Origin of the sequence: Longimicrobium sp. (assembly GCF_036399935.1) — a bacterium.
In the GTDB taxonomy this organism is placed as follows: Bacteria; Gemmatimonadota; Gemmatimonadetes; order Longimicrobiales; family Longimicrobiaceae; genus Longimicrobium.
Map to the genome: position 1 here is coordinate 20,052 of NZ_DASWMD010000042.1, position 22,964 is coordinate 43,015.

The window sequence follows — 22,964 nt, forward strand, 5'->3', positions numbered from 1 at the left end:
TCCGAATGGGCGGGCCGTTGCGGCCACGGATGAAGCGCAGATCGCGTCTTCGGCCGAGCCCCGCGTGCGCCGCGCGACGCACCGTCTGCCGACGCGGACAGGCATTCCGCGTCCGCTCGTGGCGGCATCTGTGCCCAGCCGCTTCGGGACAGCGCGGGACCGAAGTGCTCCGTGGCGGATTGTGAAAGTTGACGGTGGAAACAGCGGTCCGGTAGCTTTCGGGGGTCCGCTTGCCCGCCGAACCGCCCCCGTGGAGGCCCGCTTTGCTCGCCCGAGTCCTGTCCGGCGCCGTGCTGGGAATCGACGCCTACCTCGTCACCGTCGAAGCCGACGTAGCCAGCGGCCTTCCCGCCTTCTTCACCGTCGGGCTGCCGCAGGGCGCGGTTAAGGAAGGCCGCGAGCGGGTGATCGCGGCCATCCAGAACAGCGGCTACCTGATCCCGCCCAAGCGGGTGACGATCAACCTGGCCCCGGCCGACATTGCCAAATCCGGCAGCGGGTTCGACCTGCCGATCGCGCTCGGGATCCTGGCTGGGACGGGGCAGCTGGACTCCATCGACCGGCTGGACCGGTACCTCCTGCTGGGGGAACTGGCACTGGACGGCGCGCTGCGGCCCATTCGCGGCGCGCTCTCCATCGCCATCACCGCCCGGGCCGCGGGGCTCGCCGGGGTCGTTCTTCCCCACGAGAACGTGCCCGAGGCGGCCGTCGTGGACGGGGTGGAGGTACGCGGCGCCACCACGCTCACCGAGGTCATCCACTTCATGGAGGGCTCCGGAGACCTGCCGCTCGCCTGCGTGGACCGCGACGAGCTGTTCCGCACCGCCTCCACGTACGACGCCGACTTCGCCGACGTGAAGGGGCAGGACCACGTCAAGCGTGCGCTGGAGGTGGCCGCCGCCGGCTCGCACAACATCCTCATGCTTGGCCCGCCGGGCTCGGGGAAGACCATGCTGGCCCAGCGCATTCCCAGCATCCTGCCGCCCCTCACCTTCGAGGAGGCGCTGGAAACCACGAAGATCCACTCCGTCGCCGGGCTGCTGACCGGGGGCAAGGCGCTGCTGAACGTGCGCCCCTTCCGCAACCCGCACACGACCATCTCCGACGCGGGCCTCATCGGCGGGGGCAGCAATCCACGCCCGGGTGAGGCGTCCCTCGCCCACAACGGCGTGCTCTTCCTGGACGAGCTTCCCGAGTTCCGCCGCAACGTGCTGGAGCAGCTTCGGCAGCCCCTGGAGGACGCGCGCATCACCATCTCCCGCGCCGCCATCTCACTGACCTATCCCTCTCGTTTCATGATGGTCGCCTCGATGAACCCGTGCCCCTGCGGCTTTCACGGCGACAGCCAGCGCCGATGCACGTGCAGCCCGCTGGCCGTGCAGAAGTACATGGGCCGCGTCTCGGGGCCGCTGCTGGACCGCATCGACCTGCACGTGGAAGTGCCGGCCGTGCGGTACCGCGAACTCGCCGACCAGCGAATGGGGGAGACGTCGGAAGCGATCCGCGCAAGGGTCACGCAGGCGCGCGAGATCCAGCGGAGCCGGTTCGGCAGCCGGCCCGACATGCACGCCAACGCGCACATGGGCGCGCGCGAGCTGCGGCAGTTCTGCAGCATCGGCGAGGGAAGCGACGCACTGCTGCGCACCGCCATCTCGCGCCTGGGCCTGTCCGCGCGCGCCTACCACCGCGTCCTGAAGATCGCGCGCACCATCGCCGACCTGGGCGGGGGTGGGGAGATCACCACCGCCCACGTCGGTGAGGCAATCCAGTACCGCTCGCTGGACCGGGCCGCATCCCCGGCCTGAGCACGGATCGACAGCAACGGACGCGCGGCCCCATATGTCCTTCCGTTGACAAACCGATAGATAGGACATATACTCACACCCACCCGCCGCGACGCAGGTCGCGGGGAGGGAACCGTGGCATACACAGCCTACCTCGCAGAGCCGTGGAGAAGCCGGGGCTGGAAGATCAAGATCTTCGATCGCGAGCGGAACGAGGAGCCGCACATCACGATCGTCCGCGGAACCGCGTACTGGCGATGGGGACTGCGATCTCGTCGGTTCCTGGGCCGCGAACCGGATGCGCGCGAGGTGCCCAGGGCACTGGTAGAGTTCGCGTGCGAGAACATCGTGCTGTTGACGAACGCGTGGAACATGCTGCATCCCCACAATCCCGTTGCTTCGAAGGAGGTGCTCGATGAATGAGGAATTTCTGCTCCTGGGAACGGGATGGGGCCACACCGCGGCGCTCGCGGACCTTCCGGCGCGACGGGCGGGCACCGCGGACGAACTCCAGAAGTGGGGCGGCTCGTCATCGGCGGATCTGCTGTGCATCGCGCACACGCCCGCCGACCTCAGCCACTTCGTGGGCGCCGCCCTGGAGTACAGGGCCAGGAGGCCGCGGGCCAGGCTTCACAAGGTGCTCGTTCTGCACCCGCTCACCGCAGGGCAGCGCACCATCTACCAGGACCTGTTTGCGCGCGTGTTGGCGCCGGGAGACGGAATTCAGATGCTTTCGACGAACGACCTGCTGGAGGCACTGGCCAGCGAAGATAGAGCGGACCGCGTGATCGGGGTTGCCGTAGATGGCGCCAGCGAACTGGTCATGATGTATCGCGGCAACCTGGACACCGTCATGGTGCCGTTTGCGTGGTTCCGCTCCCCGCACGCGAGCACGCGGCCCGACTTCTCGGATTTCGAGCCCGTGGATCACGGGATCGGCGTGCGTTTCGGCGAGTACGAGGCGGCGGTCGATGCCATCCTCTACGAGTTCGATCCCGCGTACCGGCGCCGCGTGAAGAACGCCGAAGTCGGCCGGGACGACAGCGTCGGCGGGTCGGTGCGCCGGCTGCGCAATCTGCGCGGCCTCAAGCAGTCGGACTTTCCGGGGATTTCCGTCAAGGAGATCGGCAGAATCGAGCGAGGCGAGGTCAAGGCGCCGCATCGGGCGACCCTCGACCGGATCGCCCAGACCTTTGGGGTTACCGTCGAAGCGCTCCGCACGTACTGATTGGACGGCTAGGCCGGTGCGGCCAAGTGCTCGTACAGCCCGGTGGCGCCTCGGTGGGAGAGCTTGCGGAGTGCGGCCGCCTGGGCGCGGGACACGGCCGCAGAGACCGTGCAGCCGGCGAGGAGGGCGGCGAAGCAGGTGACGCCCCACACGTCACCGCAGCCCGTGGGATCTCCCTCCCCGGGATCGACTGGGTGGGTGTCGACCGAAGCGGACTCCGCCGGGGAGGAGGAGCCCCGGTGCGCGGGCCAGGACAGCGGGTCCGGAGGGAAGTTCGGCCGCGAGCCCGTTGCCGCGCCCCGATCGCCGAGGGTGACGAGCACCAGCCCCGGTCCGGCGCCCAGGATGCGGCCGATGCGCGCCTCGATCGGCTCGCCCGGCTCGCCGATTTCACCCAGCTCGTCGGCGTTGAGCTGGATGGCGTCGAAGCAGGCGGCCCAGCGCTCCCACTCCGGCAGCTTCCGCGGCTGCCGCTCGCCCTTGCCGGGGCAGCCCAGAAAGAGCGAGTGAAGGTCGCAGTACAGCGGCCCGTGAAAGCACGCCCGCAGCTGCTCCGCCGTCTCCACCCCCATCTCGAAGCCGGAGAGGAAGTTGACGTACAGCGCGTCGAGACCCGCAACGCGCGGCTCCAGCTCGTCCCACGTCCACGCGTCGACGCCCCCCGTCAGCCGTTCGCCCCGGCGGGCGGCGTCGGTGTAGCGCAGTTCCACCCGGTTGTTGGGCTCGGGGACAGTGAGGATGCCCGGGCCGGCGCACACGCCGGGGAGCGCGGCCATGAACGCGTGCGCCTCGTCCGACAGGTCGGCGCCCACCCGGGCCAGCGGCACGATCTCCCATCCCGGGGGCCGTGCCGCAGCAGCCGCGGCGAGCGAGTACGCCACCCCGCCCCACGTCTCGAACGCCCGCCCGGCCCGCACGTCGGCCAGGGTCCAGATGGTGTCCCACACGAAGGTGCCGAGCACGCCCAGCTTCCGGGAGCGGGGGTGCGGGGGTGCGGGGGTGCCTTGGGGGTGGGTCATCCCGCCTTCCCTGCCCCGAACACGTCCCCTTCGTCGATCGTCCAGATACGGGGGGTGCCCAGTTCCAGGCTATTGCCGGCCGGATCGCGGAAGTACAGCGAGAAGCCGCCGCTTGGCCACCGGTGCTCGGTCTCGATGGGCACGCCGGCAGCCTGCAGGCGCTCGCGCCATGCATCGATCTCCGGCTCGCGCATGGCGAAGCACACGTGCCCCGGTCCGATTGCGCCGTGGCCAGGGATCATCCCGCCTTCCCGCGTGCGTTCGGGGTTGAAGACCAGCAGCACCCGCGATCCGCAGCGAAAGAACACGTGGCGACCCTCCACCCGCTGGATCACCTCCAGCCCCAGCACGCTCGTGTAGAAGCGATCCGCTGCGTCCAGGTCCGACGCGTAGACGCTCGCCTCCAGAATTTCTTCTGCCCGCATCGCCTTTCTCCGGGTTCAGGCCAGGCGCGAAAGGGCGTCCACCGCGTCGGAGCACCCGCGCGGCCCGGCGTCCCTGCGCAGGATGGAGAGCGCGGCCTCCGGCGTCATCCCGGCGCGGTACGGGCGGTCGGCGGTAAGCGCTTCGTAGATGTCGGCGACGGCGAGGATGCGCGCCGCGGGCTCGAGCTCGTCCGCGCCGACACCCCAGGGATAGCCGCTGCCGTCCAGCTTTTCGTGGTGAAGCGCCGACATCCTCGCGAATCCCTGGAAGGCGCCCACGCGCGACAGGATGGCCCACGTGTGCAGCGGGTGGCGCTCGATCTCCCTGCGCTCTTCCTCGTCCAGCCGCCCGGGCTTTTCCAGGATGCGGCTGCTGACGCCCAGCTTGCCGATGTCGTGAAGCAGCCCGCCCAGGTGCAGCCGGCGCAGGTCCGCGTCGTCCATCCCCATCTCCTCCCCCATCCGCACCGCGTACATCGCTACGTTTGTGGAGTGGCGGAACGTGTAGGGCGACTTGGCGTCGACGATGTCGGCGAAGGCCCCGGCGACCGTGTTCAGCATCTCCTCGTCGGCTCCGCGCCTGCGGTCGCGCGGCTCCTCGGCTACCACGCGCTCCAGGATGTGCGGCTGGCGAAGCTCGTTCCACCACGCCTCGTCGCGCCCCCAGCCCAGCAGCACGTCGACGAGGTCCGGATCGAACCAGGTTCCGCGCCGCTGGCGGGCGACACGAAGCGCGCCGCGCCGGCCGTCGCGGGCGTGGAAGATCTCCACGCACTGCGCCAGGTTGGCGATCCGCGCAAGGAGCGGGATCTCGTGCTCGCGCTTGCCTTCCGGGTAGCCCTTGCCGCACCAGTGCTCGTCGAGCGAGCGGATGGCCTCGGCCGTTTGCGGCGGAAAGCCGAGCTGCAGCGCGATGTTCGCCCCGCGGTCGCAGCGGATCTGGATGAGGTCGCGCGTGAGGTCGTCTTCCTGGGCGATCCGGGCAAAGTGCTTCACCCGCGCCCAGAGCGGCCGCCCGGCGCCTGCCGTGGCCGCCGTCCGCAGCGCCAGCCGGCCCCGGTGGTGCCAGTCGGTGAGCTTCATCTGGTACTTGCCGCGCTGATCGGCGGTGCCGAACAGCGAGGCGAAGCGCTGGGCGTTGCTGGAGCAGCCGGCGTCCTTCAGCAGCAGGGCATAGTACAGCGCCGAGCGCGCCTCGGCGTCCAGCCCCGCCTCTTCGCCCAGCCGCATGCCGATGGCGCAGGTGCGCAGGGTGTGGCCCTGCGGCTGCCCCTCCGTCAGGTCCAGCGCGTGCGACAGCGCCGAAAGCACCTCCGACAGGCTTACCGCTGCTTCGATGGTCTGCACCGCTCGCCCCCCGTTTCCACGACCGCCGGCCCATTCGGCACCGGCCGCCGAATCACCGTGCGAAGACCGTTCCTCGCCTGGCGGAGCTGTAGACCCCGGAAACAACTACGGCCACCCGAAGGTGGCCGTAGGATTGCCGCAGCCTCGCTGTGAAGGCCCGGCTACTCCGCGCCGCAGATGGATTCCAATTGGGCGAAGTCCACCAGCACGTCGCGGGGCTTGGAGCCGTCGGGCGGGCCCAGGATGCCGGCTTTTTCCAGCTGGTCCATGATGCGCGCCGCGCGGCCGTAGCCGATCCGCATCCGCCGCTGCAGCAGCGACGTGCTGCCGCCCTGGTGCTGAATGCACAATTCCGCGGCCGTGCGGAACAGCTTGTCGCGCTCGCCCGGCTCCTCGTCTGCCTCCAGCTCGCCCGTGTCTTCCTGCGCACGCACCTCGTCCAGGATGTTGGCCTCCACCACGTGCGACGGGTCCATCCCCCGCTCCAGCGCCTCCTGGCGGCGAAGCTGCGCCTGCTCGCGGTACCAGGCCATCAGCGCCTCGGTTTCGTCCGTCGACAGGTAGGCGCCCTGGATGCGGACGGGCTCGTTGCTGGCGGGCGGCATCAGCAGCATGTCGCCGTTGCCCAGCAGCGCGTCGGCGCCGTTCTGGTCCAGGATGGTGCGGCTGTCCACCTTGCTCGACACGCGGAAGGCGATGCGGCTGGGGAAGTTGGCCTTGATCAGCCCCGTGATCACGTTCACCGACGGGCGCTGCGTGGCCAGGATCAGGTGGATGCCGATGGCACGCGCCTTCTGCGCCAGCAGCGCCAGCGGCTTCTCCACCTCGCCCTGCACCGTCATCATCAGGTCCGCCAGCTCGTCGATGATGACCACGATGTACGGCAGCTCGCCGCCCTTGTAGATCCAGCGGTCCGGATCGCCCTCGTCGCCGTCGGCCTCGGGGGTGCGCAGGATGGCGTTCTGCTCCACCCGCTTGTTGAAGTCGCCGATGTTGCGGACGCTGTTCACCGACAGCAGCGCGTAGCGGCGCTCCATCTCCAGCACCGCCCACTTGAGCACCGCGGCGGCGTCGTTGTTGTCGGTGACGACCGGGTGCCGCAGGTGCGGAAGGTCGTTGTACATCGACAGCTCCACCATCTTGGGGTCCACCATCAGGAACCGCAGCGAGCGCGGCGTGTGGCGGAAGATGAGGGAGGTGATGATGGTGTTGACGCAGACGGACTTGCCGGAGCCCGTGGCGCCCGCGATCAGCAGGTGGGGCATCTTGGCCAGGTCGACCACGGTGGGCCGGCCGGCGATGTCCTTGCCCAGCGCCAGCGGCAGCGCGGCCTTGGTGGCGCGGTACGCGGGCGATTCGATGGTTTCGCGGAAGTACACCATCTCGGGCGTGGGATTGGGCACCTCCACACCCACGGCGCCCTTGCCCGGGATGGGCGCCACGATGCGCACCGAGGGCGCGCGCAGCGCCAGCGCCAGGTCGGCCTCCAGGTTGGCGATGCGCGCCACCTTCACCCCCGGCGCGGGGCTGATCTCGAACTGCGTGACCACCGGGCCCGACGTCATCCCGACGATCGACCCCTCGATCTTGAACGTGGCCAGCTTGTCGATCAGCACCTGGCCGAGCTTGTCGAGTTCCTCACGGTTGCGCGCATCGTCGCGCGGCGGCGCGGCGGTCAGCATGCCGCTTGGCGGCACGTCGTTGGCGAGCGGATCGCCGCTGTCTTCCGGGATCAGCTCCACCTGCTCGGCGCTCACGCCGCGCGGGCCGGCCGGCTTGGCCGCGACGGACTTCGGCGCCGCCTTCGCCTTGGCGGCGGCCACGGGCTGCGCCACAGGGACGGCGGCAGCGACGCCGTCGAGCACGGTGGCGTCCGGATCCACGGCCACGTCCTCGTCCAGCCCCTCCCAGTATCCCTCGATCTCCGCTTCCTCGTAGTCGTCCTCCACCGGCGCGGGCGCGGCCCCCGGAACCGGGGGCAGCCCTTCGTCCTCCTTCGCCTCGTCCGAGACGGTGCGCTTGGGGAGGAACTTCAGCGTGCTCGGCAGCGCCAGTGTGGGCTTGGGCAAGGCGACCGCCGCCTGCTTGGCCTGCGTGACGGCGAAGCGGCCGCCGTGGAACATGCTGCGCAGCGGGTTCCATCCCACCGTGGCTACGCAGAGGCCCGCAAAGGCGAAGAAGAGCACGATCGCACCGCCCACCGTGCCGATGGCCGAAACCAGCAGCATCGCGAGCGCGGCGCCCAGCCAGCCGGCGGCAAGCGTCGGCGTTCCGGCTGTGGCGCCGAGCACACTGATGGCGCCGGGGATGATCACCATCAGCCCCGACAGCAGGAACGTCCAGCGGAAGGCGGTCGCCGGCCCCATGCGGTGGTAGGCGAACGCGCCCCAGATCCACGCCAGCAGGGGCAGCGCCACGGCGCCCACGCCAAGGAATCCGATTACCGCCTGGCCCAGGTGCCGGCCGACGATCCCCACCACGTTGCCGGCGGGGAACACGCCTTCGGCGCCGACCGCGGCGACGGGGAACAGGCTGAGCGCCAGGAGCAGGCCCAGGGCGAACAGACCCAGGCCCCACAGCTCGCGCCGCTGCTTGTCATCGAGGGTAAACACAGTGCTCACCGGTCCTGCGGGGTCACACGGAAGCGCGGAGGCGGTGGCGAGGCCGTGCAGGCCCGTCCGCCGGGAGGAACAAGTGGTGAAACAAGATAGTGCGAACGGCGCTCCCGGCCAACGGGCACGTGGCGGGAGCAAATTTGACGCAACCCGCGCACCCGCCATACCGTGTGGTCGGCCGCACCGGCCGCCGTTCCCACACACCTCGACCGACGATGCGCTACTCCTATCACCTGCTGGACGTGTTCACCGACCGCGTGTTCGGCGGCAACCCGCTGGCCGTCTTCCCCGATGGCCAGGGTCTTTCCACCGGGCAGATGCAGCGCGTCGCGGCGGAGCTGAACCTGTCGGAAACGGTCTTCGTGTTCCAGGCCGAGACGGAGGCGGGAACGCGAAAGCTGCGCATCTTCACCCCCGCGGTCGAGCTTCCGTTCGCCGGGCACCCCACGGTGGGCACGGCGGTACTGCTCGCCGAAACGGGCGCGGTGCCGGAGGACGTCCAGAACATCGTCCTCGAAGAGACGGTCGGCCCGGTAGCCGTGCGGATCGCGCGGGAACCCGGCCGGCCGACCTTCGCGCAGCTCACGGCGGCGCAGGCCCCGGAGTTCGGCCCGCCGCCGCCTCCTACCGCGGAGCTGGCGCGGGTCATCGGCCTGGACGAGTCGGACCTGCTGGACGGGGAGTGGGCGCCGGGGACGGCCTCGTGCGGTGTGCCGTTCCTCATCCTGCCCGTACGCTCGCTCGAAGCCCTGGCCCGCGTGCGGATGGACCAGGGCGCATGGGAGCGCGTGCTGGCGGACACATGGGCGCCGCACGTGTACATCGTCGCGCCCGGCGCGGACCTGCGCGCGCGGATGTTCGCGCCCGCCATGGGCCTGGGCGAAGACCCCGCGACTGGCGCCGCGGCGACGGCGCTCGCCGCGTACCTGGCCCGCCGCGAGAACGGCGAGACGACGACGCAAAGGTGGACGGTGCAGCAGGGCGTGGAGATGGGCCGTCCCAGCACGCTCTACCTGGAGGCGGAGGTGGAAGCCGGCTCCATCACGGCGATCCGCGTGGGCGGCAGCGCGGTTTTAGTCGGTGAAGGCTGGATGGAGATACCGTCCGATGTTTCTACGTAACTCATTCATGGCTCAGAACTTGAACGCGGAGAGGCGACCGGTGTAAGGGAGCGTGGATGAGGCCCGGGTGCTCGGAACAGGAGAGGCTGATTGTCGCTAGGAATACAGAGATCCGCCCACAGATTCGCCGTCGTTACACTCACCCTGCTTCTCACGGCGGGTTGTCTGGACAACGTGGGACCGGTTGCCCCGGAGCCTGATCCCGATCCGGCCGTCACGAACCCGCATCCGGACCAGCCGCTCTTCCTGGAGGCCGCCCGCGCGGCGTGGCAGTACGCCGACAGCCAGTACCAGCCGGCGACCGGGTTGATCAACTCCGTCCACGACTACAAGTACGCCACCGTCTGGGACATCGCCAGCGGCCTGTCGGCGATGTACTGCGCCAACCGGCTGGGGCTGCTGCCGCGCGCGGAGTACGACACGCGGATGAGCCGGGCGCTCAAGACGCTGGAGACCATGCCCCTGTTCGAGGGGGCCGTGTTCAGCAAGAACTACCGGACTCCCACGGCCACCATCGCCGGGCGCGACGACCGCGACGTCAGTTCGTCGGAGCGCGGCACCGGGTGGTCGGCCACCGACCTCGGCCGGCTGCTCGTCTGGCTGCGCATCATCGCCGAGAACCAGCCCCAGTACGCCGCGGAGATCACTCGCATCGTCGCGCGGCTGGACCTGGACCGCGTGGTGGCCGACGGGTACCTGTGGGGCACGGACGTGGATGCCGCCGGAACCGTGCGCCGCTATCGCGAGGGCAGGCTGGGCTACGAGCAGTACGCGGCGCGCGGCTTCGAACTGTGGGGCTACCCCGCCCCGCGCGCGCTGAGCCTGTCCGAGAACACCTTTCCCATCGAGGTGCTGGGCGTGCCGCTGCTGGCCGACCGCCGCGGCGACGAGCACCTGACCAGCGAGCCGTTCATCCTTGCCGGGCTGGAGGTCGGGTGGAGCGCCGAGATGCGCTCGCTGTCGGAACGCGTGCTGAAGGTGCAGGAACAGCGGTTCAAGGTCACCGGACAGATGACGATGGTCAGCGAGGACCACGTTCCGGTGGCGCCGTGGTACTTCTACTACTACTCCATCAACCACCACGGCCAGCAGTTCGTGGTGAACGTGCAGGGCTCCGACGTAGACCTGTACGAGCCCCGGTGGATCAGCGCCAAGGCGGCGCACGCCTGGCACGCGCTGCTTCCCGGCGCCTACACGCGGAGCGCGGTGGGTGCGGTCGCTGCCGCGCGCACCGAGCGCGGGTGGAGCTCCGGCGTGTACGAGGACGGACGTGGAAGCACCGGCGCCGAGAACATCAACACGGCCGCCGTCATCCTGCAGGCCGCGCTGTACAGCCGCACCGGCCTGCCGCTGATCGACTAGCAGTTGACGCTGAGGCACACCAGGCGGGCTCGGCCGTGATTGCGGCCGAGCCCGCCTTTGTCTTGCTCCGCCCCGCGCGCGCCGGTACACTTGGCTTCGATCCAGCTCGACGCCATCCCAATCCTTCGCACGAAGATCCATGCCTGCCGACCGCGACCTCGAAAAGACGTATTCGCGCGCCCAGTTCGTCCAGAAGCTCCGGCGCCTGGCCGACGCCATCGAAACCGGAAAGCCCTTCAACATCCAGGTAGCCGGCGAGCGCCTGCGCATCCCCTCCACCGCCGACTTCAACATCGAGCACGAGCGCGAGGGCACCTCGGAAGAGCTGGAGTTCCAACTCCGCTGGACACGCGACGCGGAGTGAAGGTCAGGATGGTGAGTAGACCCAGTGCGATTCACCGCGATCCGGAGATCCTAGGCGGAACGCTAATCTTTGTTGGCACTCGCGTTCCGTTCAAGAACTTGATCGACTACCTGGCAGGCGGCCACCCGTTGAGCGAGTTTCTGGAAGACTTTCCCAGCGTAGCACGCGGCCAGGCAATCCAGGCGCTGGACGAAGCGCAGCAGGCGCTCGAAGACCGCGCGTCTATGTAAACGAACCGCGCTCGCACGGCAGGTGAAGCCCCGAGCGGGACGCGACAGCGGCCCGAGTCTGGGCTTTCCGCTTTCCCAGCGGCGGGTTCACCCGCTCAGGGGCTCGCGGGCCGTGTGTCCTGCGCGCCACCGGGAAGCCGAGGCCTCTACATCCGTGACCGCTGCCGCGCCCGAGTTTATACGCGTCCGCGGCTAGATCCTTCGCCCCGCGTGGAACGGCGATGGGGACAGTGCGGTGCGCTTGGGGCTCAGGATGACAGTTTTCCGCAAAGCAAGCGGCCCCGCGCCTGGAGACGCGGGGCCGCTTTCGTCTACGTCCGGCGCCTCAGACCGCGGCGGGCGCGGCGAGGGTCACCTGGCGGTCGTGGAGCACCGGCACCGCGTCGCGCAGATCCCGCTGCGCACAGTACGCCAGGTCGTCGCCCAGCCCCGCCTCGAGAATGGAGCGGCCGGCGGCGGTGACGGGAAAGAGCTTCGCCGGGTCGGGATACTCGTCGGCCAGGGCCAGCGCCGCCAGCGCGCCGTCGTTCAATTCCCACTCCTCGTCCGGAACCGCCTTCATCACCGCCGCGGCAAGCTGGCCGGCGCACACCGCGTCTTCCAGCCCGAACACCCGCTCGCGCCCGGCGCAGAGCAGCACCGGCTCGGCCCCGGTCCGCACCAGGTCGTCGACCACCGCCTGGAAGTTGAGCCACGAGGCGACGATCACCCGCGCCCCCGCCGAGGCCGCGGTCAGCGCGATGGTACCGTTGGTGGTCGACATCACCACGATCTTTCCCGCGATGCGCTCGGCCGTGAACTCGCCCGGCGAGTTGCCCAGGTCGAAGCCCTCGATGGGCAGGCACTTTCGCTCGCCCGCCAGCAGCACCTCGTCGCGCCCCAGCGTGTTGGCCAGGCGGATGGCCTCTTCGATGGTACCCACCGGGAAGAGCGCCCGGGCGCCCGCCGCCAGGGCCTCGACGATGCTGCTCGACGCGCGCAGCACGTCCAGCACCACCACGGTCCGCTCGGCGATCTCCCCCGGAACCAGTTCGCCGGGGGTCAGCAGCACGTCCAGCCTCATCTCAGGAACCCGCCCGTTCGGCCATCCACCGCTCCAGGAACTTCGTATCGACCTCGCCGGCCACGAAGTCGGGGTTGTCCATCACCTGCCGCAGGAACGGGATGGTGGTGTGCACGCCCTCGATCACCGTTTCGGCCAGCGCGCGCCGCATCCGCGCGATCGCCTCGACACGGTTGGGCGCGTGCACGATCACCTTGGCCAGCAGCGAGTCGTAGAAGGGGGGCACGCGGTAGCCGCTGTACACGTGCGTGTCCACCCGCACCCCCGGCCCGCCGGGCGCGTTGAACACCGAGATGGTGCCCGGCGACGGCGCGAAGTTGCGCGACGGGTCTTCGGCGTTGATGCGGCACTCGATGGCGTGGCCGCGCAGCTGGATCTCGGCGTCGGGGAGCGACAGCGGCAGCCCGGCGGCGGCGCGGATCTGCTCCTTCACCAGGTCGAAGCCCGTGCACATCTCGGTGACCGGGTGCTCCACCTGGATGCGCGTGTTCATCTCCATGAAGTAGAACGAGTTGTCCTCGTTCAGCAGCATTTCGATGGTGCCGGCGCCCACGTAGTCGATGGCCTTGGCGCCCGCCACCGCGGCGTCGCCCATGGCCTGGCGCAGCTCGGGCGAAAGCGCGGGAGAGGGCGCTTCTTCCAGCAGCTTCTGGTGCCGCCGCTGGATGCTGCAGTCGCGCTCGCCCAGGTGGATCACGCGGCCGTGCGCGTCGCCCAGGATCTGGAACTCGATGTGCCGGGGGCGCGCCAGGTACTTCTCGATGTACACCGAGTCGTCGTTGAACGCCGACGACGCCTCGGCGCGCGCCATGCCGAAGGCGGCGATGAACTCGTCCTCGCTGGCGGCCACGCGCATTCCCTTGCCGCCACCGCCTGCCGCGGCCTTGATCAGCACGGGAAAGCCGATCTCGCGCGCGGCGGCCAGCGCCTCTTCGGGGTCGGCGATGGCGTCGGTGCCGGGAACGATGGGCACGCCCGTTTCGCGCATGGTGCGTCGGGCCGTGGCCTTGTCGCCCATCATGCGGATCTGCTGCGGCGTGGGGCCGATGAAGGTGATCTCGCTGGCCTCGCAGATCTCCGAGAACTCGGCGTTCTCCGCCAGGAACCCGTAGCCCGGGTGGATGGCGTCGGCGCCGGTGATCTCGGCCGCGGCGATGATGCGCGGGATGTTCAGGTAGCTTTCGCGCGCGGACGGCGGGCCGATGCACACGTCTTCGTCGGCGAAGCGCACGTGCAGGCTTTCGCGGTCGGCCTCGCTGTAGACGGCCACCGTGCGGATGCCCAGCTCGCGGCAGGCGCGGATCACGCGGAGGGCGATCTCGCCCCGGTTCGCGATGAGAACTTTGCGGAACACGTCGTCTATCTTTTCAGGCGTCGCGCCGGCCCGTCCAGTCCACTTCCTGCTCGCCGGGCTGAACTCCCGACACGCGCAGGGCGAACTCGGACGGGTTCGACGCGTAGTGCATGGCCCACTCGTAGCTGATCCACCCGCGCGAATACAGGTCCAGCAGCGACTGGTCGAAGGTCTGCATCCCGTACTGCACGCGCCCTTCGGCGATCAGGTCGGGGATGGACTGCGAGTCGTCGCCCGTGCGGATGAGCTGCGCGATGGCGGCGGTGTTCACCAGCACCTCGGCCGCGGGAACGCGCCCCGGGCGGTCGGCTCGGGGGATCAGGCGAAGCGAGACCACCGCGCGCAGCGCGTTGGCCAGCATTCCCCGGATCTCCTGGTGCTGGTGAGGCGGAAAGAACGAGATGATGCGGCCGATCGTCTGCGCCGCGTCGGCCGTGTGCAGCGTGCTGAGCACCAGGTGCCCGGTGTCGGCGGCCTTGAGCACCGTTTCCATCGACGGCCGGTCGCGGATTTCCCCCAGCATGATCACGTCGGGGTCCTGCCGCAGCACGTGGCGCAGGGCGTCGTGGAACGAGTGCGTATCGGCCCCCACCTCGCGCTGGCTGACGATGGACCTCACGTCGCGGTGAAGGAACTCGATGGGATCCTCGACCGTGACGATGTTCACGGCCCGCCGCTCGTTCAGGTGGCGGATCATCGCCGCGAGCGTGGTGGACTTGCCGGAGCCGGTGACGCCCGTCACCAGCACCAGCCCGCGCGGGGTGACGGAGATCTGCTCCAGCACGGGCGGAAGGTCCAGCGTTTCCAGCCCGGGCACCTCGAAGGGAATGCCGCGCAGGGCCATCCCCAGCGTGCCCCGCTGCTGGAAGATGTTGGCCCGGAAGCGCCCCAGCCCCTGCACGCCGATGGCGAAGTCGATCTCCTTGCGCTCGGCGAACTCCTCGCGCTGGCGGGGGTTCAGCGTCTGCTCGCTGCACCGCTTCAGGTCGTCGGGGCGGAGGACGGGGAGGTCGGTTTCCACCAGCTCGCCGTTGACGCGCACCACGGGCGGGCGGCCCACCTTCAGGTGAAGGTCGGAGCCGCCGCGCCTGACCAGGTCGGCCAGCGCGTCGCGCAGGCTGAACTCGCGGCCGCCACCGCCGGGCTTGGCGGCGGCCACCCCCTCCGCCGTGCTCACGCCGGGTCGAGGCGGAACAGCACCTGGCCGTACTCCACGGGCTCGCCGTTCTCCACCAGGATCTCGCGGATGGTGCCCGCGGTGTCGGCGGGAAGCTCGTTCATCAGCTTCATCGCCTCCAGGATGCAGAGCGTCTGCCCCTTGCCCACGCGCGTGCCCACTTCCACGTACGACGGCGCCTCGGGGGCCGGCGAGCGGTAGAAGGTGCCCACCATGGGCGACTTGATGTCGACCAGGTTGCTGGCCGGGGCGGCCGGCGCGGCGGCGCCCGCGGCGGGTGCGCTGGGCGCGGCGGCGGGCGCCGGTGCGGCTGTCGGCGCCGCGGGAGCCGCATGGGCCACAGGCGCGGGGAGGGCGGCGGCGGCCACGGGGGCCGGGGGCGGCGTCTTGTTGATCCGGATGCGGGTGCCGCCGCGGCTGATCTCCATCGAGTCGATGCCGCTGGCGTCCACCGCGTCGATCAGGCCGCGCAGGAAGTCGAGATCGATCATTTCGCGCGCTCGATGTACTTGTCTTCACGCCGGTCGACGCGGATGACGTCGCCCTCGTTCAGGAACAGCGGCACCTGCACCACGGCGCCGGTTTCCAGCGTGGCGGGCTTGGTGCCGCCGGTGGCCGTGTCGCCGCGAACACCCGGGTCCGTCTGCGTGACGGTGAGCGTGACGAAGAAGGGGAGCTCCACGGAGATCACCTTTTCGCCGTGCAGCAGCCCGTCCACCTCCATGCCGTCCTTCAGGTACTTCAGCTGGTCTTCGCCGATGACCTCGGCCGTCAGGGCCACGTCGTCGAACGACTGCGAGTCCATGAAGTGGTACAGGTGGCCATCGGTGTAGCTGTACGTCATGGGCCGGTGCTCCAGGCGCACCTCGTCGATGCGCTCGCCCGCCCGGAACGTCTTTTCCAGCACGTTGCCGGTAAGGACGTTGCGAAGCTTGCTGCGCACCACCGTGTTGCCCTTCCCCGGCTTGTGATGCTGGAACCACATGATGGTCCACAGCGTCCCATCCATGTTGATGGTCATTCCGTTCCGGAAATCGGCCGTCGTCGCCACAGATTCTCCTTTAACAGAGTGCGTTGGTGCGTGAGTGCGTGAGTGCGGAAAGTTCGTCTGTTTACTGCCGCACTCACGCACTGCCGCACTCACGCACTTCGGTTCAAACGGTTCACCAGGGCCCGCAGCCCCAGCAGGTAGCTGTCCACGCCGAAGCCCGAGACGACGCCTACCGCCCCGGCCGCCAGGTACGACCGGTGCCGGAAGCGCTCCCGGGAAAAGACGTTGCTAAGATGCACCTCCACGTACGGCCGCGCCACTCCCGCCAGCGCGTCGGCGATGGCCACGCTGGTGTGCGTGTACGCCGCCGCGTTCACCACGAACCCGTCCACGCCTTCCACGGCGGACCGCTGGATGAAATCTACCAGCTCGCCTTCGTGGTTGCTCTGGAAGGAGCGGACCCGCGCTCCCAGCTCGCGGCCCAGCGCCTGCAGCTGAAGGTCGATCTCGGCAAGCGTCTGGCGGCCGTAGATCCCGGGCTCGCGGGTGCCCAACAGGTTCAGGTTGGGCCCGTGCACGACCTCGATGTTCACCGCTTCAGGCTCTGCAGCCAGGCCTGGAAGCTTTCCAGGTCTTCGTCGTCTTCCTCCTGCGCGCCCGCGGCCGGGGCGGGCGCGGAGGGCGCGGCCGGCGGCGGCGTGGGGGGCGCGAACGCCGACGGAGGCGGCGTGTAGGGCCCCGGGTCCAGCGCGGGGAAGCTCGTCGGCAGCGGCTCCGGCGTCGGGGCCGGCGCGGGCTCGGGCGCCGGGGCAGCGGGCGCGGCGGGCGCGCTCCCCGCAAAGAAGTCTTCGAAGCTGAATCCGCCCGCGGGCTCGGCGGCGGCGGCGGGCTCCGCCGGCTGGGCCGGAAGCTCCCACGGCAGCAGCCCCTCGTCGTCCGCCTGCGCGGGCTCCTGCGGGGCGGGCGTGCTCTCGGCAGAGTGTGTGCCGCCGGTAAGCTCGTCGCTCAGTTCGAACGCTTCCAGGTCTACCGTCGAACGGGGCGCGGACGGCGCGGCCCAGGGCTCGTCCAGGTCCAGCGGCTCCAGCTCCGCCGCCGTGGGCTCCGGCTCCGGCTCGGCCACGGGCGGGCCCGCGACCGGTACGTCGCCCGGGAACGCCCAGGGCTCGTCGTCCGCGGCCGCGGGCGCATCGATCACCGCGTCCGTCCCAGCCCCGGCGAATCCCAGCCCGTCCACCGCGGCGGGCTCCTCCAGCGGCGCCGTCTCCGCTCCCGCCAGGTACGCGTCGATGGAGGACGGCTCGTCCGCCGCAACGGGCTCGTCCAACGGCGCGGCGTCGGCCCCGGTCAGGTACGCGTCGATGGGCGAAGGTTCGTCCACCGGCGGCTCGATCGCGGGGAACCCGGGCTCCGCCAGCGCGTCGGCCTGGGCCGGTGGCTCATCCACCGCGCCGAAGCCGAGATCGTCCATACCGGCATCGAGCGACGAGTCGTCCCCCGCGCCCGCATCCAGATCGGCCGCGGGGGCGATGCTCAGCGTACCGTCATCGACCGACGCCTCGTAGGACGGCGTCTCTACGGCCGCGTGGCCGGGCGTCCACGAGAGCAGCGACTGGAAGTAGCCGGCCATCGTGGAACCAGCGGGCGCGGCGGCGGCCAGCGGCAGGTCGTCTTCGTCGTCGCCTTCGTCCAGCGGGGCGGCGGCGATGGTCCAGTCGGCGCTCAGGTCGGCGACCTCCTCGGCGGAGGCGGGGATGTGCAGCTCGCCGCCGTCGTCCGCCACCACGATCAGGTCGAAGCCCGCCGACTCCGTGGGCGTCACCGTCGGCGGCTCCCACGCACCGCGCTCATCGTACACGTCCGCGGCCGCCATCGCCGTCTCGGGGAGCGCGGCAGCCTCGTCCGTGCCGCCGAACCCGTTCGCGAACGAGTCGGCGAAGGGGTCGGCGGAGGCGGCCGCGGGCGTTGGCGCATCGAAGGACGACATCCCGGCATCGGCGGACGCGGGTTCATCCGCCGCGCCGAAGTCCAGCGTGCCGAGGGACGGCGAAAGGCCCGTGTCGGGCAGCGCGGAGGGCGTTCCACCGGCGGCGAAGGCGTCCACACCGGCCAGCCAGTCGGGCGCGGCCTCTTCCTCGTCGCCCGCGCCGAAGGCCGAGGGCCCCGCGGGCTGGGCGGCACCGCCGGCTTGCGCCTCGATTTCCGCCAGGCGGCGCACCAGCCCCGGCTCGGGCCCGCGCTGGTCGATGAGGGTGCGGTACGTGTCCGCCGCGCGGTCCAGCAGACCCTGGCTGGCGTACAGCTCGGCCATGGTTTCCGTCACCACCTCGGCATCGACGTCGTCGTGGTGGTCGGCCCCGTGGTCGTGCGCAGAATCGTCGCCCGTATGGAGCAGCGGCAGCCCGGCCCCGGCGAGCGGGGCGTTCAGCAGCGCATCATCGTACGCCGGGGCGTCGGCCGCGGCGCTCTCGCCCACGTCCTGGCGCGCATCCACGTCCATCCATCCGCCCGAATCGTCCACGGGGCCGGAGGGCGCATCCGAGGAGGACGCGGCGCTCGCGGCCGTCGTGTCCAGGTCCAGGCTGCCGAACCCGAACGCGTCGAAGCCGTCATCCGCGGCGGGAGCCGACGGCGCCGTGGCGGGCGCGCCGTCGTCGATGGCGATGTCGCCCCACGTGTCCAGCCCGGCGGTCGCGTCGGCCCCGTCGGATGCGGCCGGGGCAAGGTCCACCATCCCGAACTCGCCACGCTCCGCATCATCCGCGAAGCCCGCGTCGGCGCCGCCGGCCACAGGCAGCCCCTCGCCCGCGCCGCCCCAGCTGGTGCCCACCTGCACCGGCTCGTCCACCGTGGCCGCGTCGGCACCGGGGCGGTCCAGGGCCGCGAGGGCGGCGCGGGCGTCGGCGTTCACGGGGTCCACCGACAGCAGCTCGCCGTACCAGCGGCGCGCCTCGTCGGGCCGGCCGTTGGCCTGCGCCATCTCGGCCAGGGTGCGCAGGGCGATCAGGTTCTGCGCGTCGATGGAAAGGACGTAGTGGAACTCGTTGGCCGCTTCCTGGTGGGCCCCGCGGTCCGCCAGGCAGCGCCCCAGCAGCACGTGCGCGCTCAGGCCGTGGTGCCGCTTCAGGTTTTCGCGCAGGATCTCTTCGGCCCGGGAAATCTCTCCCGCGTCGCGCCAGGCACCGGCCAGGGCCACGAAGAAGCGGCCCGGGTTGCCGGCGTAGCTGGTTTCCAGCTGCTGAATCCGGGACGCCAGCTCAGGAGAAAGATCGGCCATACCGTGTAACGGGGCGCGAGAAAAGCCGGGGCGAGGCTGGGGTGACAGGGGGTGCAACTTAAATCTGGCGCTCAGCCACTGTCAACAACGCCGCCGGGTTGCGTGGGCGCGGCGCTCCAACTATTTTGGGCGGCTTGCTTTCCCGCATGAAACGCGGTTTCCCGGCACCTTCAGACGCCGAATCGCCAGCCGGCGCTTCGGATCCCAGCGCGGAGTCCGTTTCCACATGATGCAGTTCATCCGCTCCAACGTGGGCAAGGCCCTGGTCTTCCTCATCATCCCCGCTTTCATCCTGTGGATGGTGCTCGAGATCGGCATGGAAGTGATGGGTGGCGCCGCCGGGCGGGCCGGCGCCGTGGGCAGCGTCAACGGCTCGGCCATCACGGCGCAGGCGTACAACGACGCGTACAACGCGCTGATCCAGCAGGCGCAGCAGCAGGGCAACGAGGTCACGCCCGAGACGGAGCGCGCCATCCGCGAGCAGGCCTGGGACCAGGTGGTCGCCGAGATCCTGCTTCGGCAGGAGCTTTCGCGCCGCCGCATTCGCGTGACGGACCAGGAAATCCTGTGGGCCGCCCGCAACCTTCCGCAGCCGGACCTGGCGCGCCAGGAGATCTTCCTGACCAACGGCCAGTTCGACCTGCAGAAGTACCGCGGGTTCCTGGGCAGCGCCCGGGCGACGCCCGAGATCTTCGCGCAGCTGGAGCAGTACTACCGCGAGACGCTGCCGCGCCAGAAGCTGATCAACCAGCTTTCCGCCGGCCGCTTCCTGAGCGACGCCGAGCTGTGGCGCGCCTTTCAGGACCGCAGCGAGACGGTGACGGTGGACTACGTGGCGCTGCCGCTGGAAAAGCTGGCCCCCGCGGTGCCCACGGTCACGCAGGCGGAGATCCGCCGCTACTACGACGAGCACCGCGACGACTTCGCCCGTCCGCAGGGCGCGCGGCTGAAGGTGGCGTACCTTCCGCTGACCATCACCGAGGCCGACCGCGCGGGCACCCTCCGGCAGGCGCAGGAGCTTCGCCAGGAGCTGGCGGGCGGCGCCGACTTCGCCGAGGTGGCGCGCCGCGAGTCCGACGACCCGGGGAGCGCGCAGCAGGGCGGCGACCTGGGCACGTTCGGCCGCGGGCAGATGGTGCCCTCGTTCGATTCGGCGGCCTTCATGCTGCCGGTGAACGAGATCTCGCAGCCGGTGGTCAGCCAGTTCGGCGTGCACCTGATCCAGGTGCAGGAGCGCACGGGCGACCAGGTGAAGGCGCGGCACATCCTGCTGAGCTTCGAAAAGGACCCGCAGGAGGTCGACCGGCTGGAGAAGCAGCTGGCGGCGGTGGCGGCCAACGCCGAGCGCCAGGGGCTGCGCCGGGCGTCGCAGGGCGTGCAGGGCATCACCTTCCGCGACAGCGTGGAACTGACGTCGGAAACGGCCTTCCTTCCGGGGGTGGGCCCGGCGCAGGAGGCGCTGAACTGGGCGCAGCAGGCGCAGGTGGACATCGCGGCCGGCGACGGCAGCAACGTCAGCGAGGTGCTGGAGTCGCCGCAGGCGCTGTACCTGGTGCAGCTGGACGAGTACTACAGCGCCGGGAAGATGACGCTGGCCCAGGCCACGCCGCGCATCCGTGACCGCTTGATCCGCGACAAGCGGATGGAGGCGGCGATGGGCGCGGCGAACAAGATCCTGGCCCAGGTTCGCGGCGGGCAGAGCCTGGAACAGGTGGCGCAGGCGAACGGGCTGGCGGTGCAGCGCACGGGGCCGTTCAGCCGGGTGATGGGGAACCCGGTGTTCGGGCAGGCCAACACGGCGATCGGCGTGGCGTTCGGAACGCCGGTGGGCCAGGTGGGCCCCGTGGCCTGGACCGAGACCGGCCTGTTCCTGATCCGCCCGTTCGAGCGCACCGAGGCCGACCGCGCGCAGTTCGACGCGCAGAAGGCGGCGCAGCGCCAGCAGTCTGCGCAGGCGATGCAGCAGGAGCTGTTCATGCAGTGGCTGCGCAACGCCCGCGACAACGCCGAGATCAAGGACAACCGCGAGAAGCTGCTGGGTCAGAGCGCCGCCTGATCCGCTTCCGCTCGGTCGGAAGAAGCCCCGCCCCGGAGTTCCGGGGCGGGGCTTTTCTTTCGCGCGCCAGGCCCCTGTCATCCGGAGGCCCAGGCGCGCCGAGCTCGCCCGCCCGCCGTCCCTCGCGGGCCGAAGGATCTTGCCTGGGGCACTTCTCAGCCTGGGCGCGGCAGCGGTCACGGCAGCCGAGGCCTCGGCTGCCGTGGGGCCCTCACCCGGCCGCGCTGACGCGCGTGCCACCCTCTCCCACAAACAGCGTGGGAGAGGGGGTACACTGCAGGATCGGAGGCACATCGATGGGCTCGGTGCTCAACCCCGGCGCCCCCCATCCCCAACCCTTCCCCCGCAAACTGCGCGGGGGAAGGGAGCCAGTCCGGCGCACCAGGCCAGCCTGAGCGCACTCGAATTCTCCTCTCCCCATGGGATTCATGGGGAGAGGTTGGGAGAGCGGGGCGGCCGCGGCTTGCGTCAAATTCAGCCGGAGCGCAGTTCAGGTCTCCCCCTCCCCTGCGCAGCGGGGGACGGGGGCCGGGGGGGAGGGGGCTCTCAAGGCATGCACCGGCAGCCGTTCGAACCCCGAGCGAAGTTCTCCTAGCCCCCGCGAGGCGGATTGGGCTACAGCCTCGGCGCCATCAGCGCGGCCGCATCGGCGGACGTGAGCACGGGGATCACCTCGAAATCCACCAGGTCCTTCCACTGGTCGATCCACTCGTCCAGCAGCTCGCGGCGGTCGCACTCCATCACCTGGAAGCACCGCTGCAGGTCCGGCGTCACCCAGCTGCTGACGTATCTCAATCCCTCGGGCGCAAGCCGGCCGCGGTCGCGGAACCGCCGGTAGACGGGGTCGGGATCACCCCGGAAGTCCTCCAGCACCATGTAGAGCATCCGTCCTCCCATGTCTGCGTGGATGCAGGCCGGTTGCTTCAGCGGCGCCCGCGGGAGGACGGCTCCACGCAGGCGAGGCCGTCCAGCATCGCCTCCAGCGCATCGGGAGACACCACGCCGTTCACCAGGATCTCGCCGTCCGCGCCCAGCCGTACCTCGATCCGCTGCGGATCGAACTGCAGTTCCTCGCGCAGGTGGGCGTACCGCGGTGTGAGGAAGTGGAGGCGCTGGTTGCTGGAGCCGGCCAGCCCCGCCGCCCCGCCGGTGCGGGCCGCGAGGAAGGGGCCGTCCACCAGGAGGTCCGTCGCGCTGAGCAGCGCGTTCCAGTCTGCCCGGGCGCCGCGCCGGAGCGTTTCGAGGGTGTAGCCGCTGTAGGTGAGCACGGAAAGGCCCTCCGCGCGGAGCAGGGCAGCCAACTGCGCCAGCGGCCCCGCTTGCGCGAAGGGTTCGCCGCCCGCGAAGGTGACGCCCTCCACCGGCGGCCCGTCCAGGACGCGCCGGGCCAGGTCTTCCACCGAAATCGCCTGGCCGCCGTCCTCCGGCCAGGTCCACGGCACCGCGCACCCGGCACAGCGGATGGGACATCCCTGCACCCAGATGCACGCGCGTTCGCCGGGCCCCTCCACGCGTGTCTGTGCAAGGAAGCGGGCGATGCGCAGCTGCACG

General features: G+C 70.4%; 21 protein-coding genes. 8 read left to right on the forward strand and 13 right to left on the reverse strand.

Features of this window, described 5'->3' with window-relative positions:
- Positions 1 to 263 precede the first annotated feature (263 nt).
- The 3 genes from VGB24_RS13330 to VGB24_RS13340 all read left to right on the forward strand — a co-directional run bounded on the left by VGB24_RS13330 (position 264) and on the right by VGB24_RS13340 (position 3,012).
- On the forward strand, positions 264 to 1,805 hold the full coding sequence (locus tag VGB24_RS13330) for a YifB family Mg chelatase-like AAA ATPase (protein ID WP_331073438.1): 1,542 nt from the start codon (positions 264 to 266) through the stop codon (positions 1,803 to 1,805).
- 114 nt (positions 1,806 to 1,919) lie between these two features.
- The gene (locus tag VGB24_RS13335) at positions 1,920 to 2,207 is read left to right on the forward strand and encodes a hypothetical protein (RefSeq protein ID WP_331073439.1); all 288 of its coding nucleotides are present in this window, start codon (positions 1,920 to 1,922) and stop codon (positions 2,205 to 2,207) included.
- A 214-nt stretch (positions 2,208 to 2,421) separates the two neighbouring features.
- On the forward strand, positions 2,422 to 3,012 hold the full coding sequence (locus VGB24_RS13340) for a helix-turn-helix transcriptional regulator (protein WP_331073440.1): 591 nt from the start codon (positions 2,422 to 2,424) through the stop codon (positions 3,010 to 3,012).
- 8 nt (positions 3,013 to 3,020) lie between these two features.
- Here VGB24_RS13340 and VGB24_RS13345 read toward each other — a convergent pair whose 3' ends face one another.
- From VGB24_RS13345 to VGB24_RS13360, 4 genes are all read right to left on the reverse strand, one after another.
- Positions 3,021 to 4,031: a hypothetical protein gene (locus VGB24_RS13345; protein WP_331073441.1), complete on the reverse strand. Its 1,011-nt coding sequence runs from the start codon at positions 4,029 to 4,031 to the stop codon at positions 3,021 to 3,023.
- A complete protein-coding gene (locus VGB24_RS13350) occupies positions 4,028 to 4,456 on the reverse strand; it encodes a VOC family protein (RefSeq protein ID WP_331073442.1) in 429 nt (142 codons plus the stop codon). Before VGB24_RS13350 ends, VGB24_RS13345 begins: the two co-directional genes overlap by 4 nt.
- A gap of 15 nt (positions 4,457 to 4,471) precedes the next feature.
- Positions 4,472 to 5,803 carry an HD-GYP domain-containing protein gene (locus VGB24_RS13355; protein ID WP_331073443.1) on the reverse strand — a complete coding sequence of 444 codons (1,332 nt, stop codon included), beginning with the start codon at positions 5,801 to 5,803 and terminating at the stop codon, positions 4,472 to 4,474.
- Positions 5,804 to 5,964: 161 nt separating this feature from the next.
- Positions 5,965 to 8,424 (reverse strand): DNA translocase FtsK, encoded by a 2,460-nt coding sequence (locus VGB24_RS13360; protein WP_331073444.1) that lies wholly within the window; start codon positions 8,422 to 8,424, stop codon positions 5,965 to 5,967.
- Between the two features lie 209 nt (positions 8,425 to 8,633).
- On the opposite strand from VGB24_RS13360, the gene VGB24_RS13365 reads away from it, so the two are divergent.
- The 4 genes from VGB24_RS13365 to VGB24_RS13380 all read left to right on the forward strand — a co-directional run bounded on the left by VGB24_RS13365 (position 8,634) and on the right by VGB24_RS13380 (position 11,495).
- Positions 8,634 to 9,539: a PhzF family phenazine biosynthesis protein gene (locus tag VGB24_RS13365; protein WP_331073445.1), complete on the forward strand. Its 906-nt coding sequence runs from the start codon at positions 8,634 to 8,636 to the stop codon at positions 9,537 to 9,539.
- Positions 9,540 to 9,713: 174 nt separating this feature from the next.
- Positions 9,714 to 10,901: a DUF3131 domain-containing protein gene (locus tag VGB24_RS13370; protein ID WP_331073446.1), complete on the forward strand. Its 1,188-nt coding sequence runs from the start codon at positions 9,714 to 9,716 to the stop codon at positions 10,899 to 10,901.
- 139 nt (positions 10,902 to 11,040) lie between these two features.
- On the forward strand, positions 11,041 to 11,265 hold the full coding sequence (locus tag VGB24_RS13375) for an amphi-Trp domain-containing protein (protein WP_331073447.1): 225 nt from the start codon (positions 11,041 to 11,043) through the stop codon (positions 11,263 to 11,265).
- Between the two features lie 8 nt (positions 11,266 to 11,273).
- A complete protein-coding gene (locus tag VGB24_RS13380) occupies positions 11,274 to 11,495 on the forward strand; it encodes a DUF433 domain-containing protein (protein WP_331073470.1) in 222 nt (73 codons plus the stop codon).
- Between the two features lie 325 nt (positions 11,496 to 11,820).
- Here VGB24_RS13380 and VGB24_RS13385 read toward each other — a convergent pair whose 3' ends face one another.
- From VGB24_RS13385 to VGB24_RS13415, 7 genes are all read right to left on the reverse strand, one after another.
- Positions 11,821 to 12,558 (reverse strand): 2-phosphosulfolactate phosphatase, encoded by a 738-nt coding sequence (locus tag VGB24_RS13385; RefSeq protein WP_331073448.1) that lies wholly within the window; start codon positions 12,556 to 12,558, stop codon positions 11,821 to 11,823.
- A gap of 1 nt (position 12,559) precedes the next feature.
- The gene (gene accC / locus VGB24_RS13390) at positions 12,560 to 13,912 is read right to left on the reverse strand and encodes an acetyl-CoA carboxylase biotin carboxylase subunit (protein ID WP_331073449.1); all 1,353 of its coding nucleotides are present in this window, start codon (positions 13,910 to 13,912) and stop codon (positions 12,560 to 12,562) included.
- Positions 13,913 to 13,925: 13 nt separating this feature from the next.
- Positions 13,926 to 15,089, reverse strand: coding sequence for a type IV pilus twitching motility protein PilT (locus VGB24_RS13395; RefSeq protein WP_331073450.1), 1,164 nt, complete (start codon positions 15,087 to 15,089; stop codon positions 13,926 to 13,928).
- Positions 15,086 to 15,577, reverse strand: a complete 492-nt coding sequence (accB, locus tag VGB24_RS13400; RefSeq protein WP_349263920.1) for an acetyl-CoA carboxylase biotin carboxyl carrier protein — start codon at positions 15,575 to 15,577, stop codon at positions 15,086 to 15,088. The genes VGB24_RS13395 and accB overlap by 4 nt, the downstream gene beginning before the upstream one ends.
- Positions 15,577 to 16,140: an elongation factor P gene (gene efp / locus VGB24_RS13405; RefSeq protein WP_331875378.1), complete on the reverse strand. Its 564-nt coding sequence runs from the start codon at positions 16,138 to 16,140 to the stop codon at positions 15,577 to 15,579. The genes accB and efp overlap by 1 nt, the downstream gene beginning before the upstream one ends.
- An 89-nt stretch (positions 16,141 to 16,229) precedes the next feature.
- Positions 16,230 to 16,673: a type II 3-dehydroquinate dehydratase gene (gene aroQ / locus VGB24_RS13410; RefSeq protein WP_331073453.1), complete on the reverse strand. Its 444-nt coding sequence runs from the start codon at positions 16,671 to 16,673 to the stop codon at positions 16,230 to 16,232.
- Positions 16,670 to 19,357, reverse strand: coding sequence for a tetratricopeptide repeat protein (locus VGB24_RS13415; protein ID WP_331073454.1), 2,688 nt, complete (start codon positions 19,355 to 19,357; stop codon positions 16,670 to 16,672). Before VGB24_RS13415 ends, aroQ begins: the two co-directional genes overlap by 4 nt.
- A gap of 226 nt (positions 19,358 to 19,583) precedes the next feature.
- On the opposite strand from VGB24_RS13415, the gene VGB24_RS13420 reads away from it, so the two are divergent.
- Positions 19,584 to 21,413: a peptidylprolyl isomerase gene (locus tag VGB24_RS13420; protein WP_331073455.1), complete on the forward strand. Its 1,830-nt coding sequence runs from the start codon at positions 19,584 to 19,586 to the stop codon at positions 21,411 to 21,413.
- 615 nt (positions 21,414 to 22,028) lie between these two features.
- Here the strand turns inward: VGB24_RS13420 and VGB24_RS13425 are convergent.
- Together VGB24_RS13425 and VGB24_RS13430 are read right to left on the reverse strand one after the other, a co-directional pair.
- Positions 22,029 to 22,298 (reverse strand): DUF3303 domain-containing protein, encoded by a 270-nt coding sequence (locus VGB24_RS13425; RefSeq protein ID WP_331073456.1) that lies wholly within the window; start codon positions 22,296 to 22,298, stop codon positions 22,029 to 22,031.
- Between the two features lie 38 nt (positions 22,299 to 22,336).
- Positions 22,337 to 22,963: a 4Fe-4S single cluster domain-containing protein gene (locus VGB24_RS13430; protein WP_331073457.1), complete on the reverse strand. Its 627-nt coding sequence runs from the start codon at positions 22,961 to 22,963 to the stop codon at positions 22,337 to 22,339.
- Position 22,964 lies beyond the last annotated feature (1 nt).